Raw genomic sequence first — 18174 nt, 5'->3', positions numbered from 1 at the left:
AGCCTCCCGCTCCCGGGCGACGGCGGCCGCCTCAGCCCTCGACCGTCAGTACGATCTTCCCGGACGTGCGATCGGTCTCGCCCAGCCGGTGCGCCTTGGCGACGTCGGCCAGCGGCAGGGCCGCGGCGATCTCGGTACGCAGCCGCCCGGTCTCGACCAGTTCGGTCAGGGCCTTCAGGCCCCCGAGGTCGGGCTCGACCACCATGCGGGTGGCCCGGATGCCCCGCTCGCGGGCCTCCGCGCGCACCTCGTCGGTCAGGGCCAGCAGGGAGACGAGGGTGCCGCCGGGGCGCAGGGTGCGCAGGGAGCGGGCGGGGTAGTCGCCGCTGATGGCCTCCAGGACGGTGTCGACGTCGCGGACCACCTCGGCGAAGTCCTGCTCGCGGTAGTCGATCAGCTCGTCGGCGCCGAGCCCGCGGAGGAAGTCGTGCTTGGCGGCGCTCGCCGTGCCGATGACGTACGCGCCGCGGGCCTTGGCGATCTGTACGGCCAGGTGGCCCACGCCGCCCGCCGCCGCGTGGATCAGCACCCGCTGCCCCTCGCGGACACCGGCGGTGTCGACGAGCGCCTGCCAGGCGGTGAGCGCGGCGAGCGGCAGGGCGGCGGCCTGGACGTGGTCGAGGCCGCGCGGCTTGGGCGCGAAGTGCCGCGCGGGCGCCGTCACGTATTCGGCGTAGGCACCGGCCGGGTGCGGGAAGCGGGGCATGCCGTAGACCTCGTCGCCGGGGGCGTAGAGGGTGACGCCGTCACCGATCGCCTCGACCACGCCGGAGACGTCGAAGCCGAGGGTGAAGGGGACGGTGTCGCCGGTGTAGAAGGAGCCGCGCTCGCGGGTCTTCCAGTCCGTGGGGTTGACACCCGCGGCGTGCACCCGGACCAGGATCTCGGTCGGGCCGGGCGCGGGGCGGTCGGTCTCGACCAGCTTCAGGACCTCGGGGCCGCCGGCGGTCTCCTGGATGACGGCGCGCATGCGGGCGGGGGCTGCGGAGGTGGCGGTCATGGCGGTGGGGCTCCTTGCGATCGTGCTCTTCGACGTGTCCAGCCTGTCGCGGGGGGCGCGCCCCGACGAGTGGCCTGACTGTCATGGTTCGCAAGGATCGGGCCATGAGGTGCGGCCGGACACGCGAACGGCCGGGGTGCCCCCGTGCGCACCCCGGCCGTCCTCGACCGCCCGCGGGACCTGCCTCGCGGGACCTGCCTCGCGGACCTACAGAGCCAGGCCCGTCATGACCAGCACCCGCTCGTAGGTGTAGTCGTCCATCGCGTAGCGCACGCCCTCGCGGCCCACGCCGGACTGCTTGGCGCCGCCGTACGGCATCTGGTCCGCGCGGTAGGACGGCACGTCGCCGATGATCACACCGCCGGTCTCCAGCGCGCGGTGCGCGCGGAAGGCGGTCTGGAGGTCGTGCGTGAAGACGCCCGCCTGGAGGCCGTACGGCGAGTCGTTGACGGCGGCGAAGGCAGCGGCCTCGCCGTCCGCCTTGGTCAGGGTGAGGACCGGGCCGAAGACCTCCTCGCACGCGATCGTCACGTCGGCGGGGACGTCGGCGAGCACGGTCGGGGCGTACGTGGCGCCCTCGCGCTTGCCACCGGCCAGCAGCTTGGCGCCGGCCGCGACGGCCTCGTCCACCCAGGACTCGACGCGCTTGGCGGCGTCCTCGCTGACCAGCGGGCCGACCTCGGTCGCCGGGTCGGACGGGTCACCGGTGACCTGCGCCTCGACGGCGGCCACGACCTTCGGCAGCAGCCGCTCGTAGAGCGAGGCGTCGGCGATGACGCGCTGCACGGAGATGCAGGACTGGCCGCCCTGGTAGTTGGAGAAGGTGGCGATGCGCTGCGCCGCCCAGTCGAGGTCCTCCTCGGAGGACCAGTCGGCGAGGACGACGGCCGCGCCGTTGCCGCCGAGCTCCAGGGTGACGTGCTTGCGCGGCGCCGAGTCCAGGATCGACCAGCCGACCGGGCCGGAGCCGGTGAAGGAGATGACCGGCAGGCGCTCGTCCTTGACGAGGGCCGGCATCCGGTCGTTCGGGACCGGCAGCACGCTCCAGGAACCCGCGGGCAGGTCCGTCTCCGCGAGGATCTCGCCGAGGACCAGCGAGGAGATCGGCGTCGCCGGGGCGGGCTTCAGGATGATCGGCGCACCCACCGCGATGGCCGGGGCGACCTTGTGGGCGCTCAGGTTCAGCGGGAAGTTGAAGGGCGCGATGCCGAGGACGGTGCCCCGGGGGAAGCGGCGGGTCAGCGCGAGGCGGCCGGTGCCGCCCGCGTCGGTGTCCAGGCGCTGGGCGTCACCGGCGTTGAAGCGGCGGGCCTCCTCGGCGGCGAAGCGGAAGACGGAGACCGCGCGGCCGACCTCGCCCCGGGCCCACTTGATGGGCTTGCCGTTCTCCGCGGAGATCAGCTGGGCGATCTCCTCGGTGCGCTCGGTGAGCCGCTTCACGACATGGTCGAGGGCGGCGGCCCGTACGTGCGCGGGGGTCGCGGCGAACTCCTCCCGCACGGCGTGCGCGGCGGCCACGGCCTCCTCGACCTGCGCCTCGGTGGGCACGCTCACGGTGCCGACGAGACGGCCGTCCCAGGAGTTCGTGACGTCGAAGGTCTCCTCGCCGAGGGCCTCGCGGCCGGCCAGCCAGAACGCGTGGGGAGCAGTCACGGTTTTCCCTCCGGGGGGTACGGATGATTGTGGCTCCCCCACGGTAGGGGCGGGGCGGGTGGCGGCGGATTGTCCTTGGTGGAGCGGCGGGGTGCGGCGGCGCGCCGATTTGTAGGGCTGGGGTTCGCTTGGGGGTGCGCCCTCGATCGCCGGACGGGCTGATGGCGCGGACCGTAACCAGCACCATCAGCCCGTCCGGCGATCGAGGACAACGCGGCGAAGCCGTGTTGCGGGGTCCGGGGCGCAGCCCCCACGCGGCGGAGCCGCACATCAGACGCAGCCGGGAAGGGGCGGGCAGGGAAAAAGCCCGCCGCGGGCGCGAACCGCCCCGCCTACTCCGCCGGCGACGACGTCGCCTTCAGCGCCAGCCACAATTCCATCCGCACATCCGGGTCGTCCAAGGAGCGCCCCAGAATCTCCTCCACCCGCCTCATCCGGTACCGCAGCGTGTGCCGGTGCACGCCCAGATCCGCCGCCGCCGCGTCCCACTGGCCGTGCCGCGAGAGCCACGCCCGCAGGGAGGCGACGAGGTCACCGCGGCCCGTCGCGTCGTGTTCGCGCAGCGCCCGCAGCATCCCGTCGGCGAAGGCCCGTACGGCGTCGTCGGCGAGCAGCGGGAGGACGGAGCCGGCCGCGACCTCCTCGTGTTCGACCAGGACCCGGCCCCGGCGGCGGGCCACGGACAGGGCCTGTTCGGCCTGGCGGAAGGCGGACGCGGCGGCGACGGTCCCGACGGGGGCCGACAGGCCGACGACCAGGTCGTCGTCGGGCGCCGCCGCGCTGCGGTCCCGCGGCCGGGCCTTCGTGCCCCGCCGCTCCTCGATCGCCCGTGCGTGCTCCGCGCAGGCCGCGACGGCCGCGCCGCCGTCGGAGGCGAGGACGACGAGGCGCTCGCCGTCCGGCACGACCAGGACGGCCTCCGCCACCCGGCCCGCCGCGGTGTCGACGGCGTCCGCGAGCACCGAGAGGGGGCCGGGCGCGTCGCCGGCCTGCTCCTTCTCCTCCGTCGCCGCCTCCGCGACGAGCACCCGGAAGGGGGCGTCCAGCAGGCTCCCGTAGAGATCCCCGGCGACGGCCCGCGCGTGGTCCGGCTCCCCGGCCAGCAGCATCCGCAGCACCGCGGCGCCGAGCCGCGCCTCGGCGTCCTGGAGGGCACGGGAGCGTTCGGTGGCGAGGGTGAGCAGCGCGATCGCGGACTGCACGGCGTAGCGCTCGGCGGTGCCCAGCGGGGCGGCCGTGCCGACGGCGAGGACGCCACGGGCCCGGCGGCCGGAGCCCAGCGACTGGAGCTCGACCCGGTCGGCACCCTCCTCGGCGGGATCGGCGCCGACGACGGCGGTGGCCGGCGCGGGGCGCTCCCGCAGCCGTTCGACGTCGCGGGTCAGCCGGGCGGCCCGGCGCGCGGCCCAGTCGGGGGCCGCGGCGACGACGGCGCCCGAGGTGTCGTAGAGCGCGGCCCACCCGTCGAGGTGCGCGGCGAGCCGGGCCAGCAGGGCGGCGGGGCCGTCGGGGCCGAGCGCGGCGCGTGTCAGCTCGCGCTGTGCCTCGAAGCCCGCGGTCACGGCGCGGTACTGATCGGCCGCCATGGCCGCCGAGACCGCCTTGCTGATGGCGATGAACGGCGTCTTCCGGGGCACCTCCAGCAGCGGCAGCCCTTCCTCCTCGGCGGCCTCGACGAGCGCCCGCGGCACCTCGTCGTAGTTGACGCCGACCGCGAAGCCGAGCCCGACCACCCCGGCCCGCACCAGGCGGCGCACGTACGGCCGCGTCACCTCCGGGTCGGCCGCGTCGATCTTCATCGCGGTGATCAGGAGGAGCTCGCCGCCGTCCATCCACGGCACGGGGTCGGCGAGCTCGCTGACGTGTGCCCAGCGGACGGGGGTGTCCAGCCGGTCCGCCCCCGCGAGCACGGCGAGCTTGAGCGCGGAGTGGCGGACGAGGGAGGCGAGGGTGGGAGGCATGGCACCTTCGGAAGAGGGCGACTGTGCCGTCCCGTATGAACGGCTGTTCCCGATTCTGCCTCAATGGAGGATTCGCGGGGAACGCGTACGTCGCATTCCGGACCGCCTCCGTTCGCGCTCCCTCCGCTCCCCGGCTCACTTCATGAGGTCGACCAGCACCGGTGGCGCGCTCGCCCCCCGTACGGAGGTCACCGACAGCACCGCGTGCCCGGCCGGCACGGCGTGCGCCAGTTCGGAGGCGGACCAGCGCTCGCGCTCCACCTTGCGGACGGTCACGGACTGCGCGGTGACCGCCCGGCCGGTGACCAGGCGGCGCAGGATGTGCGTGGCCCGGGTGAGCGGTTCGTGGGCGATGACCTGACGGTCGGTGATGTCCCGGGCCTCCACCCACTCCTTGCCCCAGACCTCCGCGAACCGCGCGCCGTCCCAGGTGGTCACGCCCGAGAACGCCATCCGGCAGCCGACCGCGCCGAGCAGGGCGCTGCGCAGCGCCTCGGGCACGTCGTCGAGCGTGCGGAGGGTGAGCACGGCCCCCGCGTTGGCCGAGCGCAGCCGGCCGAGCCCGCGCACGGCCTCGGGGGTGACGGCGTGGGTCGCGTCGTCGAGCACCAGGCAGGCGAACAGCGAGCGGTCGGCGCGGCCGACGGTGCACTCGGTGAACTGTGCGAGGACGAGCCGGGCCAGCATCCGGGACGCCTCCGCGTGCCCCCGTTCCGGCAGGTCGATCCGCACGCGCAGGGGGTGTTCGAGGGTGCGGAGCGAGAAGGTGCGGCCGGGCCGGGTGGTGTCGAAGAAGCGCGCGAAGGCGGGCCGGTCGAGGAGGGCCAGCCGGTCGGCGAGCAGCGGCCCGGCGTCACCGTCGCGCCGCGCCTGCCGTTCGCGGGCGTCGAGCTCGCGCACCTGCGCGTCCTGCCCGGCGGCCACGAGCGCGTTCCGCAGCGCGCCGATGGCGGTGGCCGACCCGTCGAGGAGCTCGCGCAGCTCCGGCACGGAGGGGAAGCGGCCGTGGGCGGCGCGGTAGGGGCCGAGGATCTGGGCGAGCGCGGTCGCGGCGCGGCGGCCGCCCTCGCCGGGGAGCGTGGCGGTGAGGTCGCCGACGAGCCCCTCGGCGAGCACGGCGGCGGCCTCGTCCGGGTCGTCCGTCCCGCCGTAGAGGTCGAGGTCGTACGCCGAGTCCGGGCGCCCGATCCGCACCACGATGTCGAACGCCTCGTCGGGCGCGAGCCCCGCGCCCGCCGCGCCGACCGCGACGACCGCAGCGCGTCCGGCGAGCGCCTGGAGGCAGAGCGACTCCAGCACCGGGCGCACCAGCCGGTCGGTCTTGCCGCTGCCGGGCGGGCCGACGGCGAGCAGCGAGGTGCCCAGCAGCTCCGGGTCGAGGGCGCAGCCCGCGCCCCGGTGCGCGTAGGGGTTGCGCTGGTCGTCGGCGGCGGTGCCGAGCCGCACCTGCCGGGTGACGAGGTCGTGCCGGGCGGCGCGTACGGGCAGGTCGCGCGCCCCGGAGGGATGGGCGCAGGCGGCGGCGCCGTGCCGGAGCACGGCCTCGGTGAAGGAGGCGAGCCGGCCGGGCCGGCCGCGCACCGACTCCCAGGCGCGCTGGATGCGGGAGTGGTCGACGTCGTTCATCGCCCCGGACCGCGCCTCGGCCGCCAGCAGCCGCGCGGCGTCGTGGGCCCCGGCGGCCCGCAGTTCGGGCCACTCGGCCGGGTCGCCCTGCGGGTGGGCGGTGGTGCGGGCCGGGTGGCCCGGGTCGTGGCGGCGGCCGCGCTGGTCGGCGGGGCCGAAGCGGCGCCGGACCTCGCGCCAGCAGCCGACGCGGCAGGCGATGGACAGCAGCAGGAGGGTGAAGAGGGCGTAGTAGGTGTATCCGGCGTAGAGCCGGGAGAGCGGGTCCCAGGAGTCCGGGGTGAAGGCGACGAGCGGCCAGATCCACGCGCTGCCCACCGCGCCGTTCCAGCACAGCAGCCACACCACCCACACGCCGGCGAAGGCCGCGGCCGCCCGGCCGAGGAGTGTCCCCCGCGCGAGGCGCTCGGGCCGGGGCGGGCTGACGGAGGGCGGCATCCGGCGCCAGAAGCGCTCCCACAGGGGGGTGACGAAGCGGCGCCACAGTTCGGGCCACCGGCCGACGCGGCCGAAGCCGACGGCGAGGACGCAGGCGGCGAGCGCGTAGTAGATGTACGACGCGATCATCCACTCCTCGGTGCCGTCCTGCCACGACCCCGGCGCCATGGCGCGCAGCGGCCACTTCCAGTACGGGCCGAGATAGCCGTGCCACAGCAGTGACCAGAACAGCCAGCCGCACAGGAAGGCGATCACCGCGCCGCTGATCAGCTGCCTGCCGGGCACCCGGCCGGGCTCCTCGGGGGCCCTGGGCCGGTGGTCGAAGGCCCAGACGCCGGGCTGGGCCTCGGCGCGCGGGGCGCGCAGCCAGGCCATGAAGGGCGATTCCTGCTGGTGCGCGGCCGGCGGGGCGCCCTGCGGGGGGACGGCCGGCACGCGCGGCGGCGCGGCGGGCCTCGGCGGCACACCCCGGTGCCCGGCCGGCTCCTGCGGCCCCCGTGCGCCCGGCGAGTCGAACGTGCCCTCAGTGTCCATCGCTGCCTTGCCCCCACCAGAACTCGTGTACCGCGTGTCCGACGTGCGCGCCGCCGCTCAATCTAATAGGCGTACGCGGGGAGTTCAGGTGACCCGCGGGATGCCACGCCCCCGTATGGTCATGATCACCCGCAGGTGGCGCGCCGCCGGAGCGGGCGGCCCGCCATGTCCGCCGCGGACAAGGCGGCGCGCGCACTTCTCCCGAACGGAACATGCCCGGCCCCGCCCGGCACCCCTAGCCTGCGACTGCAAGCCCGACTGATCTCGTTCATCCCCCTGGAGCCCCTCATGACCGCACTGACCGGAGGCCCGTCCCTCCCCCAGGAGCGCCGCGTCGTCACCGCGATCCCCGGCCCGAAGTCGCTGGAGCTGCAGGCCCGCCGGACGGCGACGGTCGCGGCGGGCGTGGGCTCGACGCTGCCGGTGTTCACCGTGCGCGCCGGCGGCGGTGTGATCGAGGACGTCGACGGCAACTCCCTCATCGACTTCGGCTCCGGCATCGCCGTGACCTCGGTGGGCTCCAGCGCGGAGGCCGTCGTGCGCCGCGCGTCCGCGCAGCTCGCCGACTTCACCCACACCTGCTTCATGGTGACGCCGTACGAGGGCTACGTGGAGGTCTGTGAGCAGCTCGCCGAGCTGACGCCGGGCGACCACGCCAAGAAGTCGGCACTGTTCAACTCCGGCGCCGAGGCGGTGGAGAACGCGGTGAAGATCGCCCGCGCGTACACCAAGCGCCAGGCGGTCGTCGTCTTCGACCACGGCTACCACGGCCGGACCAACCTGACGATGGCGCTCACCGCCAAGAACATGCCGTACAAGCACGGCTTCGGCCCGTTCGCCCCCGAGGTCTATCGCGTGCCGGTGGCGTACGGCTACCGCTGGCCGACCGGCCCGGAGAACTGCGCCGAGGAGGCCGCGGCCCAGGCCATCGACGCCATCACCAAGCAGGTGGGCGCGGACAACGTGGCCGCGATCATCATCGAGCCGGTGCTCGGCGAGGGCGGCTTCATCGAGCCGGCCAAGGGCTTCCTGCCGCGCATCGCGCAGTTCGCGAAGGACAACGGCATCGTCTTCGTCGCGGACGAGATCCAGTCCGGCTTCTGCCGTACGGGCCAGTGGTTCGCGTGCGAGGACGAGGGCATCGTCCCGGACCTGATCACGACGGCGAAGGGCATCGCGGGCGGCCTGCCGCTCGCCGCCGTCACCGGCCGCGCGGAGATCATGGACGCGGCGCACCCGGGCGGCCTGGGCGGCACGTACGGCGGCAACCCGGTGGCGTGCGCGGCGGCGCTCGGCTCGATCGAGACGATGCGCGAGCTGGACCTCAACGCGAAGGCCAAGCGCATCGAGGAGGTCATGAAGGGCCGCCTGGCCACGATGCGGGAGAAGACCGACATCGTGGGTGACATCCGCGGCCGCGGCGCGATGATCGCGATCGAGCTGGTCAAGCCGGGCACCAAGGACCCGAACCCGGAGGCGGCCGGCGCGCTCGCGAAGGCGTGCCACGCGGAGGGCCTGCTGGTCCTGACCTGCGGCACGTACGGCAACGTGCTGCGCTTCCTGCCGCCGCTGGTGATCGGCGAGGACCTGCTGAACGAGGGCCTGGACATCATCGAGACCGCGTTCACACGTCTGTAACCGGCGGTAATGCCGCGGTAATCGCGGCTTGGGGTCGTCATGGGGTGAAGAACCTGTGCGGGGCGGGTGGTGGAGGGGTGATCCGGCTGTCCGGACGCCCCGCCCTGCCGTACGGTTTCTGCAGATGAATGCAACACCCCGTCCGCAGGGGACTGCGGACACCGCCGTGCCGGCGAATCCCCGTCGCCGACCCGGTCGTGCCTTCGCGCACAGCATCACCGGAGCCCTCGGCTCCGGGCATCCTCACCGATCGGACGGCCGCCCGCCCCATACCCCCCGGGGCGCGCGGCACCCCGGTCACCACGGCGGCCTCGGAACCTCCCCCCCTGTTCCGGGGCCGTCGGCCCGGGGACCTCTCCGCTCCGGACTCCTCCCCGGCCTCTGCGCCCTCCTCTTCGCGCTGCTCACCTGGCAGGTCGTCACCCACGGACCGCTGCGCGCCCTCGACGAGCGGGCGGGCCGCGCGGTATCCGGCTCGGCCCTGCCGGGCGGCGCCGCCCACTTCTTCGCCGACCTCGGCGACGCGACGGTCGCCCTGCCCGTGCTCGCACTGGCCATGGCCGTCTCGGCGCTGCGCGCCACCGGCGCCCGGCGCTGGTGGCCGCCGCTGTGCGCGGCGCTCACCATGGCCGCCGTCCCCGCGCTGGTCGTGCCCGTCAAGGACGCCGTCGGGCGGCCGGGACCGGCCGCCATGGCGGGCGTGCGGGACGGCTTCTTCCCCTCGGGCCACGCCGCCACGGCGGCGGTCGCCTACGGAGCGGCCGCGCTGCTGTTCCTGCTCCACCGGCCGGGCCGCGTACGGGCCTTCGCGGTGGCGTCGTATGCCGCCGTCAACGCGGGCGTGGCCGTCGGGCTCGTCCGGTGCGGCTTCCACTGGCCCCTGGACGTACTCGGCAGCTGGTGCCTGTCGGGGGTGTTGCTGTGGGGCCTGGCACGCGCACTCAGCCGTCCTCCCGGCGCGGATCACCGGCGAGGAGCACGGCCGCCTCGTGCATCGACAGCTCAAGGACCGCCGGATCCGTGAGGGTTCCGCTGCCGTCCGGCGGGACGATCCAGCGGATGCCGGAGGCGGCCCGGCCGGGGTGCGGGACGACGACCCAACTGCCTCTCCCCACGGACCGCACGCCGGTCGCGACCCAGCCGGCGGCCGTGCCCGGTGGGACGAAGAAACCCATCCGGCTGTCCCCGTAGTCGGCCAGGACGGGACCGATCAGGTCGGTGCACCGCGACAGGACGTCCAGGGTGGGGTGACCGAGCACGCTGGGGAGGATGAGCACGTCCCAGACCCGCCCGGCGGGCAGGAGCGCGATCCCCAGCGGATTGCGCTCCCACTCCCATCGGCAGGTCCCGGGGTCGGGGGCGGCCGTCACCAGCCACTCCACCGCGCTCCGCCTCCCCGCTCCGTCGCTCATGAGGTCCTCCGTTCCGTGAGTGCCTGTTTCTGCATTCACGGATGAGAGGGCCGGGAGGGCGGATCATTACACGGGTTCGCGGCACGACCTGAGGCGAACGTTTCACCGCCGGGCGCTGCCGGACACTCCGGCGCGCGGCGGTGGGACGGCTCAGCTGTCGAAGCCCAGGCCGACCTTGTCCATGGCCTTGAGCCAGAGGTTGCGGCGGCCGCCGTTCTCGTCGGCGCGGGTCATCGCCCACTGCGTGATGCCGATGCCCATGGTCCGCACGGGCTCGGGCGGGAAGGGCAGCGGCTTGCTGCGCACCATCTCCAGCTCGGTCCGCTCGGTGCGCTCCCCGCTCAGCAGGTCGAGCATCACGTCCGCGCCGAACCGGCTCGCCCCGACGCCGAGGCCGGTGTAGCCGAGCGCGTAGGCGACCCGCCCGCCGTGAGCGGTGCCGAAGAAGGCCGAGAAGCGCGAGCAGGTGTCGATGGCGCCACCCCAGTTGTGGGTGAAGCGGATCCCTTCGAGCTGGGGGAAGCAGCGGAAGAAGTGCTCGGCGAGCTTCTGATACGTGGCCGGGTGGTGGTCGTACTCCGGCCGGACGCCGCCCCCGTAGTGGTGGACGATGTCGTAACCGCCCCACAGGATGCGGTGGTCGCGGGTGATGCGGAAGTAGTGGAAGTGGTTGGCGGCGTCGCCGAGCCCCTGCCGTCGCTGCCAGCCGATGGCGGCGCGCTGCTCCTCGCTCAGCGGCTCGGTCATCAGCGCGTAGTCGTAGACGGGCGCGATGTACGGCCGTACGCGCTTGACGAGCGAGGGGAAGGCGTTGGTGCCGAGGGCGGCGTGGCGGGCGAAGACGCGGCCGTACGGGGTGCGGACGGCGAGACCGGCGGAGCGCGAGGACAGCTCGGTGCCGGGGGTGTGTTCGTAGATCCGCACGCCCAGCTCCAGGCAGACGCGCTTGAGGCCCCAGGCGAGCCGGGCGGGGTGGAGCATGGCCACACCGGTGCGGTCCCAGAGGCCGGCGAGGAAGGTCGGGGAGTCGACCTCGGCGCGCAGGGCGTCCCGGTCGAGGAACTCGTAGTGCGGCAGGCCCAGTTCCGCGACCTCGTCGGCGGCCTCGCGGAGCTCCTGGAGCTGGTGGGGGGCGGTGGCGATGTCTATCTCGCCGGTGCGCTCGAAGTCGCAGTCGATGCCGTGGCGGGCGATGGTGGCCTCGATCGCGTCGAGGTTGCCGCGGCCCAGCCGTTCCAGGGCGGCGAGTTCACCGGGCCAGCGGGCCTGGCCGTTGGCCCAGCCGTGGGTGAGGGAGGAGGAGCAGAAGCCGCCGTTGCGGCCGGAGGCGGCCCAGCCGGTCTCCTGGGCCTCGATGAGGACGACGTCCCGGGCCGGGTCGCGCTCCTTGGCCCGGAGCGCGGTCCACAGCCCGGAGTAGCCGCCGCCGACGACGAGCAGGTCGGTGTGCTCGTCGCCGACGAGGGAGGGGAGTGCCTCCGGCCGGGAGGGGTCGTCGAGCCAGTAGGGCCGGGGGGCGGCTTCGGAAAGTGATTGTGCAGGGTTCATGGCACGAGAGGCCATGGTCTCAGCTCCTTCTACGGCGCCTGCCGACCAGCTGACCGGCGAGGACGCACAGCACGGCGACGGCGAACATCGCCGTCCCGATGACATTGATCTGAACGGGTGTGCCCCGTTGCGCGGATCCCCAGACGAACATGGGGAAGGTCACAGTCGAGCCGGCGTTGAAGTTCGTGATGATGAAGTCGTCGAAGGACAGGGCGAAGGACAGCAGGGCACCGGCCGCGATCCCGGGGGCGGCGATCGGGAGGGTGACCCGCAGGAAGGTCTGGAACGGGGTGGCGTAGAGGTCCTGGGCGGCCTGTTCCAGGCGGGGGTCCATGGACATCACCCGCGCCTTCACCGCCGTCACCACGAAGCTCAGGCAGAACATGATGTGGGCGATGAGGATCGTCCAGAAGCCGAAGGTGACGCCCATGTTGAGGAAGAGGGTGGCCAGCGAGGCGGCCATGACGACCTCGGGCATGGCCATCGGCAGGAACAGCAGGGTGCTCACGGAGGACCGGGCGCGGAAGCGGTAGCGGGCGAGCGCGAAGGCGATCATCGTGCCGAGCACGGTCGCGCCGACGGTCGCCCAGACGGCGATGCGCAGGCTCAGCGAGAGCGAGCCGCACAGGTCGGCGACGCCGCAGGGGTCGGTCCAGGCGTCGGTGGAGAAGCGCTGCCACTCGTAGTTGAAGCGGCCGTTGGGCTTGTTGAAGGAGAAGACCGTCACGATGACGTTGGGCAGGATCAGATAGCCGAGGGTGCAAAGGCCCGCGATCACCACGAGGTTGCGGCGCACCCAGCGCGTCACAGCGCTCATCAGACGAGGTCCTCCGTCCCGGACTTGCGGATGTAGAGCGTGACCATGGCGAGGATGGCGGCCATGAGGATGAAGGACAGCGCGGCGGCGGTCGGGTAGTCCAGGACGCGCAGGAACTGGGACTGGATGACGTTCCCGATCATCTTCTGGTCGGTGGAGCCCAGCAGTTCGGCGTTGATGTAGTCGCCGGTGGCGGGGATGAAGGTGAGCAGGGTGCCGGCGACGACGCCGGGCATGGACAGCGGGAAGGTCACCTTGCGGAAGGTGGTGAGGGGGGTGGCGTAGAGGTCTCCGGCCGCTTCGTGGAGCCGTGGGTCAATGCGTTCGAGAGAGGTGTAGAGCGGCAGGATCATGAAGGGCAGGAAGTTGTAGGTCAGGCCGCAGACGACGGCGAGCGGGGTGGCGAGCACGCGGTGTCCCTCGGTGACGCCCAGGGCGTTGGTGAGGTCGAGGACGTGCAGGCTGTTCAGCGTGGAGACGACCGGGCCGCCGTCGGAGAGGATCGTCTTCCAGGCGAGGGTGCGGATCAGGAAGCTGGTGAAGAACGGCGCTATGACGAGGATCATCAGCAGGTTGCGCCAGCGGCCCGCCTTGAAGGCGATGAGGTAGGCGAGCGGATAGCCGAGGGCGAGGCAGAGCACGGTGGCGGTGGCGGAGTAGGCCACGGAGCGCAGGAACTGCGGGTAGTACTCGCTCAGGGCGTCCGTGTAGGTGGCGAAGTGCCAGGTGACCTTGAAGCCCTCTTCGAGCGACCCGGTCTGCACGGAGGTGGACGCCTGGTAGACCAGGGGCGCGGCGAAGAAGACGAGGAGCCACAGGATGCCGGGGAGCAGCAGCCAGTAGGGGACGAGCTTCTTGCGGCGGGCGGACGCGCCCGCGGCGGGCGCTTCGGTGTCGGCGGAGGCCGTGGTCGTGGTCGTCACGTGCCCTCTCCCGCGTCCGTGCCGGCCTCGACGCTCTGCGCCGCGTCCAGGCCGAAGCTGTGGCCGGGGTTCCAGTGGAGGACGACCTCGGCGCCGGGCGCGAGGCGGCTGTCGCGCTCGATGTTCTGCTCGTAGACGGACAGGCCGGGGCCGACGGGGCTGTCGACGACGTACTGCGTGGAGACGCCGATGAAGCTGGAGTCGGCGATGCGTCCGGTGACGCGGTTGCGGCCCTCGGGGATGGAGCCGGCGTCGTCGGCGTGGGTGAGAGTGATCTTCTCGGGCCGTATGCCGAGCAGAAGCTTCTCGCCCGTGCGGGCGGTGGTCGTACATCGGGTCGCCGGAAGGGTGAGTTTGGTATCGGACGCGCGCAGAAGGATGTCGTCGCCGGAGGTGCCGAGTACGTCGGCGGAGATGAGGTTGGAGGTGCCGAGGAAGTTGGCGACGAAGGTGGTACGGGGCGTCTCGTAGAGGTCGGCGGGGGCCCCGAGCTGCTCGACCCGGCCGCCGTTCATGACCGCGACGGTGTCGGCCATGGTCATGGCCTCCTCCTGGTCGTGGGTGACGTGCACGAAGGTGATGCCGACCTCGGTCTGGATGCGCTTGAGCTCCAGCTGCATCTGGCGGCGCAGCTTGAGGTCGAGGGCGCCGAGCGGCTCGTCGAGGAGCAGCACCTGCGGGTGGTTGATGAGGGCGCGGGCGACCGCGACGCGCTGCTGCTGGCCGCCGGAGAGCTGGTGCGGCTTGCGGCGGGCGAAGTCGCCGAGCTGCACGAGGTCGAGCATGTCGTCGACCTGCTTGCGCACCGACTTGATGCCGCGGCGGCGGAGGCCGAAGGCGACGTTCTCGTAGATGTCGAGGTGGGGGAAGAGCGCGTAGCTCTGGAAGACGGTGTTGACGGGCCGCTTGTGCGGGGGGAGGGCGGTGACGTCCTTGCCGGCGAGCTCGACGCTGCCGGTGGTGGGGTCCTCCAGGCCGGCGATCATCCGCAGGGTGGTGGTCTTGCCGCAGCCGGAGGCACCGAGGAGTGCGAAGAAGGAGCCGGCGGGGATGGCGAGGTCGAGCGGGTGGACCGCGGTGAACGAGCCGTAGCGCTTGCTGATGGCGGTGAGGCGGACGTCCGTGCCGCTGCTGCTGACGGTGGGGGCGGTTGCTGTCATGGGTCTGGTCCAGGGGTGTCGGGGGCGTGAGCGCGTACGGCACGTACAGCCGCGTACGTTCTCATATGTCCGGGGGCGGGTGCCGCGCCGGTGGCCCGTATGGCGGTCTGGCGCCGGGGAGCTCGGAGAATTCTGCGTTCTGCTGGTGACGGGCGTTGCGGAGGGACCAGAAGATTGTCGCCGGAAATCGGGGCGGCGCGATCGCCGTGGCGTGGCACGGGCGGCCGCGCCGCCACCGGGTCAGCCCACCGTGAAGACGGTGCGGTGCCACGCCTTGCGCGCGACGGCCGTGTTGTCGGACATGACGTGCTTGACCTGGGTGTATTCCTCGAAGGAGTAGGCGGACATGTCCTTGCCGTAGCCGGACGCCTTGGAGCCGCCGTGCGGCATCTCACTGAGGATCGGAATGTGGTCGTTGATCCAGACGCAGCCCGCCTCGATCTCCCGGGTGGCGCGGCCGGTGCGGTAGACGTCGCGGCTCCACGCGGAGGCGGCCAGACCGTAGGGCGTGTCGTTGGCGAGCGCGATGCCCTCGTCGTCGCTGTCGAAGGGCAGCACGGCGAGGACGGGTCCGAAGACCTCGTCCCGGACGATCTCGCTGTCCTGGGCGGCGCCGGTGACGAGCGTGGGGAGGTAGTAGGCGCCCTTCGCCAGCTCACCGGCCGGGGCCTCGCCGCCGGTGACGACGGTGGCGTAGGAGCGGGCCCGGTCGACGAAGCCGGCGACCCGGTCGCGCTGGGCGTGCGAGACCAGGGGGCCGAGGTCGGTGGCCGGGTCGAGGGGGTCGCCGAGGCGGACGCCGGCCATGAGGTCGGCGACACCGGAGACGAACGCCTCGTAGAGCGGCCGCTGGACATAGGCGCGGGTGGCGGCCGTGCAGTCCTGGCCGGTATTGATGAGCGCGCCGGCGACCGCGCCATGGACGGCGGCCTCCAGGTCGGCGTCGTCGAAGACGACGAAGGGGGCCTTGCCGCCGAGTTCGAGGTGCAGCCGCTTGACGGTGGCCGTCGCGATCCCGGCCACCCGCCGTCCGACCGGGGTGGAGCCGGTGAAGGAGGTCATGGCGACGGACGGGTGGCCGACGAGGTGCTCGCCCGCGTCCCGGCCCGCGCCGCTGACGATGTTGACGACACCGTCGGGGATCCCGGCGGCGGTCGCCGCCTGAGCGAACATCAGGGAGGTCAGCGGCGTGAGCTCGGCGGGCTTGAGGACGACCGTGTTCCCCGCGGCGATCGCCGGGAGCACCTTCCAGGCGGCCATCTGGAGGGGGTAGTTCCAGGGGGCGATCGAGCCGACGACACCGATCGGCTCGCGGCGGATGTACGAGGTGTGGTCGGCGCTGTACTCCGCGGCCGACCTGCCCTCCAGGTGGCGGGCGGCGCCCGCGAAGAACGCCGCGTTGTCGACCGTGCCGGGGACGTCGAAGCCGGTGGTCAGGCGGATGGGCTTGCCGCACTGGACCGATTCGGCGAGCGCGAGGTCGGCCGCCCGTTCGGCGAGGACCCCGGCGAACCGGTGGAGTGCGTCGGAGCGCTCGCCGGGGGTGGCTCCCGCCCAGGCGGGGAAGGCGTCGGCCGCGGCGGCGACGGCCGCGTCGACGTCTGCGGGCCCGGCGAGCTCGTAGCTCAGGAGCTCCGCTCCGGTGGCCGGGTCCACGACCGCGTGCGTACGGCCCGAACTCCCGGGCCTCAGTCGTCCGCCGATGTACTGCGCGCCCTCGGCGAACCGTTCCGCCCCGTCGAACCGTCGATCCATCGCGCACTCCTCCGCCGACCGCAGAGACCTGTGGAAGGCGTAGCTCCAACCGGATTCGGATGCCGATCCTGGCAGAGGAGTCGGTGAGCAACAAGGGATTCCGTCGCAATGTTTTGAAAGCGCGACGAATTCAGTGTGCGGGAGCGGTGCGCTCGCGAGGCCGCCAGGACCACCGGAATATTCCCGGCCGCTTGTCAGTGGCCGGTGCCAGAATGACGGGCATGAAGATCAAGGGGGACGCGCGCGGACCACGGTCGGTGGAGCAGCTGAAGGAGGCGGTCGCCCGCGGCGAGCACGTGGAGTACGTCTGCTTCTGGGGCCACCGGCCGCGGCGGGACGGCAGCGTGGGGCAGGGGTGTTTCAGCCAGTGGTGGCCGTCGCCGTTCACGGTGGACGGCACGGTCTACGCCACGGCCGAGCACTGGATGATGGCGGGCAAGGCCCGGCTCTTCGACGACGGGGAGGCGCTGGCCCGGGTGCTCGCGGCCGGCCACCCCAAGGAGGCGAAGGACGCCGGCCGCACGGTGCGCGGCTTCGACGAGGAGGTCTGGCGGCGGCACCGCTTCGCGCTCGTGGTGGAGGGCAGCGTCCACAAGTTCGCGCAGGACGCGGAGCTCCGCGCGTATCTGCTCGGCACGGGTGACCGGGTGCTGGTCGAGGCCAGCCCGCTCGACCGGGTCTGGGGCATCGGCCTGGCCGCCGACGACGAGCGGGCCCGGGACCCCGCGCGCTGGCGCGGGGAGAATCTGCTGGGCTTCGCCCTGATGGCGGCCCGGGAGCGGCTGGCGGCCTGATCAGCGGCCCGGGGCGCGGTCCACGACCCGCACGGCGGCGGACAGGTACGCCCCGTAGGTCGCGCCCGGGTCGTCCTCCGGAGCGGGGGACTTGTGCTCACTGTGGCCGACGTTGATGTAGAAGATCAGCATCAGCACGCTGGCGACGAGCCCCACACCGCCGAGGATCAGACCGGCGAGGGACTGCCCGCCGTTGTCCGCCTCGCCGTTGCTCACCTTGGACCGGCCTATGCCGCCGAAGATGATCGCGAGTATGCCGAGGACGACCCCGAGGAAGACCGTCGGCGACAGCACGGTCCCGATGATGCCGAGCACGAGGGCGGCGACACCGAGGCTGTTCCCGGCCGCGGGCACGGGCTGGTGCCAGCCGGGCCCGTAGGGCGCCGTGGGATAGCCGTAGGAGCCGGGCGGCGCGTAGCCGTAGGGAGGCTGCTGCCCGTAGGGGCCGGCGTGGCCGTAGGGAGGCTGACCGTACGGCGGCTGACCGTACGGCTGTTGCCCGTACGGGCCCAGGGGATACGCGCTCGGCGTGCCCGGCCCGGTGGGCGCCTGCGGCACCGGCGGCACGGCGGAGGCGGCCGGCCCGGCCGGGGGAAAGGCGTACGGAGGCGGGCCCTGGGGAGCGCTCGGCGGCACGGCGCCGTGCGCCCCGGGCGCTGCCTGTGCGCCGGGCGCCGTCCGTGCGCCGGGCTTGTCGAGAGGCACGCGCTGCCGGGGCACCTGCTGTTCGCCGGTCCCGTCGAGCGGCGCGCGGTGCTCCGGCGGAGCCCAGGGATCGCGGCCCCCGGACTCCGGCCGCCCGTCGGCCATGGCGCCCTTGTCGGACCCGGTCTCGGACCCCTTGTCGGACATAGTCCTCCCCAGTCGTTCTCCCCGTCATGCTAAGGCCTGAGCCCGGGCCCGGCGCCCGCCCCG

At 73.4% G+C, this 18174-nt stretch carries 14 protein-coding genes; 3 read left to right on the top strand and 11 right to left on the bottom strand.

The window, feature by feature from the left end:
- Positions 1–31 precede the first annotated feature (31 nt).
- The 4 genes from ACH427_RS15160 to ACH427_RS15145 form a co-directional block, all read right to left on the bottom strand.
- Entirely contained in the window at positions 32–1000 is a 969-nt protein-coding gene (locus ACH427_RS15160) for an NADP-dependent oxidoreductase (protein WP_398869896.1), read from the bottom strand.
- A gap of 207 nt (positions 1001–1207) precedes the next feature.
- Positions 1208–2653: an aldehyde dehydrogenase family protein gene (locus ACH427_RS15155; protein ID WP_398869895.1), complete on the bottom strand. Its 1446-nt coding sequence runs from the start codon at positions 2651–2653 to the stop codon at positions 1208–1210.
- A gap of 332 nt (positions 2654–2985) precedes the next feature.
- On the bottom strand, positions 2986–4614 hold the full coding sequence (locus tag ACH427_RS15150; RefSeq protein ID WP_398869894.1) for a PucR family transcriptional regulator: 1629 nt from the start codon (positions 4612–4614) through the stop codon (positions 2986–2988).
- Between the two features lie 135 nt (positions 4615–4749).
- Positions 4750–7212, bottom strand: a complete 2463-nt coding sequence (locus ACH427_RS15145; protein ID WP_398869893.1) for an ATP/GTP-binding protein — start codon at positions 7210–7212, stop codon at positions 4750–4752.
- A 288-nt stretch (positions 7213–7500) separates the two neighbouring features.
- Between ACH427_RS15145 and gabT the strand changes: the two genes are divergently transcribed.
- Entirely contained in the window at positions 7501–8850 is a 1350-nt protein-coding gene (gene gabT / locus ACH427_RS15140; RefSeq protein WP_398869892.1) for a 4-aminobutyrate--2-oxoglutarate transaminase, read from the top strand.
- 124 nt (positions 8851–8974) lie between these two features.
- On the top strand, positions 8975–9874 hold the full coding sequence (locus ACH427_RS15135) for a phosphatase PAP2 family protein (RefSeq protein WP_398869891.1): 900 nt from the start codon (positions 8975–8977) through the stop codon (positions 9872–9874).
- Here the strand turns inward: ACH427_RS15135 and ACH427_RS15130 are convergent.
- The 6 genes from ACH427_RS15130 to ACH427_RS15105 all read right to left on the bottom strand — a co-directional run bounded on the left by ACH427_RS15130 (position 9792) and on the right by ACH427_RS15105 (position 16465).
- A complete protein-coding gene (locus tag ACH427_RS15130) occupies positions 9792–10262 on the bottom strand; it encodes a hypothetical protein (protein WP_398869890.1) in 471 nt (156 codons plus the stop codon). The genes ACH427_RS15135 and ACH427_RS15130 overlap by 83 nt on opposite strands.
- Before the next feature lie 150 nt (positions 10263–10412).
- Positions 10413–11825 carry an NAD(P)/FAD-dependent oxidoreductase gene (locus ACH427_RS15125; RefSeq protein ID WP_398869889.1) on the bottom strand — a complete coding sequence of 471 codons (1413 nt, stop codon included), beginning with the start codon at positions 11823–11825 and terminating at the stop codon, positions 10413–10415.
- Positions 11826–11829: 4 nt separating this feature from the next.
- Complete coding sequence (locus ACH427_RS15120; protein WP_398869888.1) at positions 11830–12627, bottom strand: ABC transporter permease; 798 nt, start codon at positions 12625–12627, stop codon at positions 11830–11832.
- Positions 12627–13550 carry an ABC transporter permease gene (locus tag ACH427_RS15115; RefSeq protein ID WP_398869887.1) on the bottom strand — a complete coding sequence of 308 codons (924 nt, stop codon included), beginning with the start codon at positions 13548–13550 and terminating at the stop codon, positions 12627–12629. The genes ACH427_RS15120 and ACH427_RS15115 overlap by 1 nt, the downstream gene beginning before the upstream one ends.
- Positions 13547–14710, bottom strand: coding sequence for an ABC transporter ATP-binding protein (locus tag ACH427_RS15110; RefSeq protein WP_398869886.1), 1164 nt, complete (start codon positions 14708–14710; stop codon positions 13547–13549). Before ACH427_RS15110 ends, ACH427_RS15115 begins: the two co-directional genes overlap by 4 nt.
- 240 nt (positions 14711–14950) lie before the next feature.
- Entirely contained in the window at positions 14951–16465 is a 1515-nt protein-coding gene (locus ACH427_RS15105) for a gamma-aminobutyraldehyde dehydrogenase (RefSeq protein ID WP_398869885.1), read from the bottom strand.
- 221 nt (positions 16466–16686) lie between these two features.
- Here ACH427_RS15105 and ACH427_RS15100 point away from each other — a divergent pair, with 221 nt between their 5' ends.
- Positions 16687–17259 carry an NADAR family protein gene (locus tag ACH427_RS15100; protein WP_398869884.1) on the top strand — a complete coding sequence of 191 codons (573 nt, stop codon included), beginning with the start codon at positions 16687–16689 and terminating at the stop codon, positions 17257–17259.
- On the opposite strand, the gene ACH427_RS15095 is transcribed toward ACH427_RS15100, so the two are convergent.
- A complete protein-coding gene (locus tag ACH427_RS15095; protein WP_398869883.1) occupies positions 17260–18111 on the bottom strand; it encodes a DUF4190 domain-containing protein in 852 nt (283 codons plus the stop codon).
- Between the last annotated feature and the right edge of the window lie 63 nt (positions 18112–18174).

Origin of the sequence: Streptomyces sp. NPDC020379 (assembly GCF_044387105.1) — a bacterium.
GTDB lineage: Bacteria > Actinomycetota > Actinomycetes > Streptomycetales > Streptomycetaceae > Streptomyces.
Note: the sequence above shows the minus strand (reverse complement) of the source record. Positions and strands in the feature narration are given on the sequence as shown.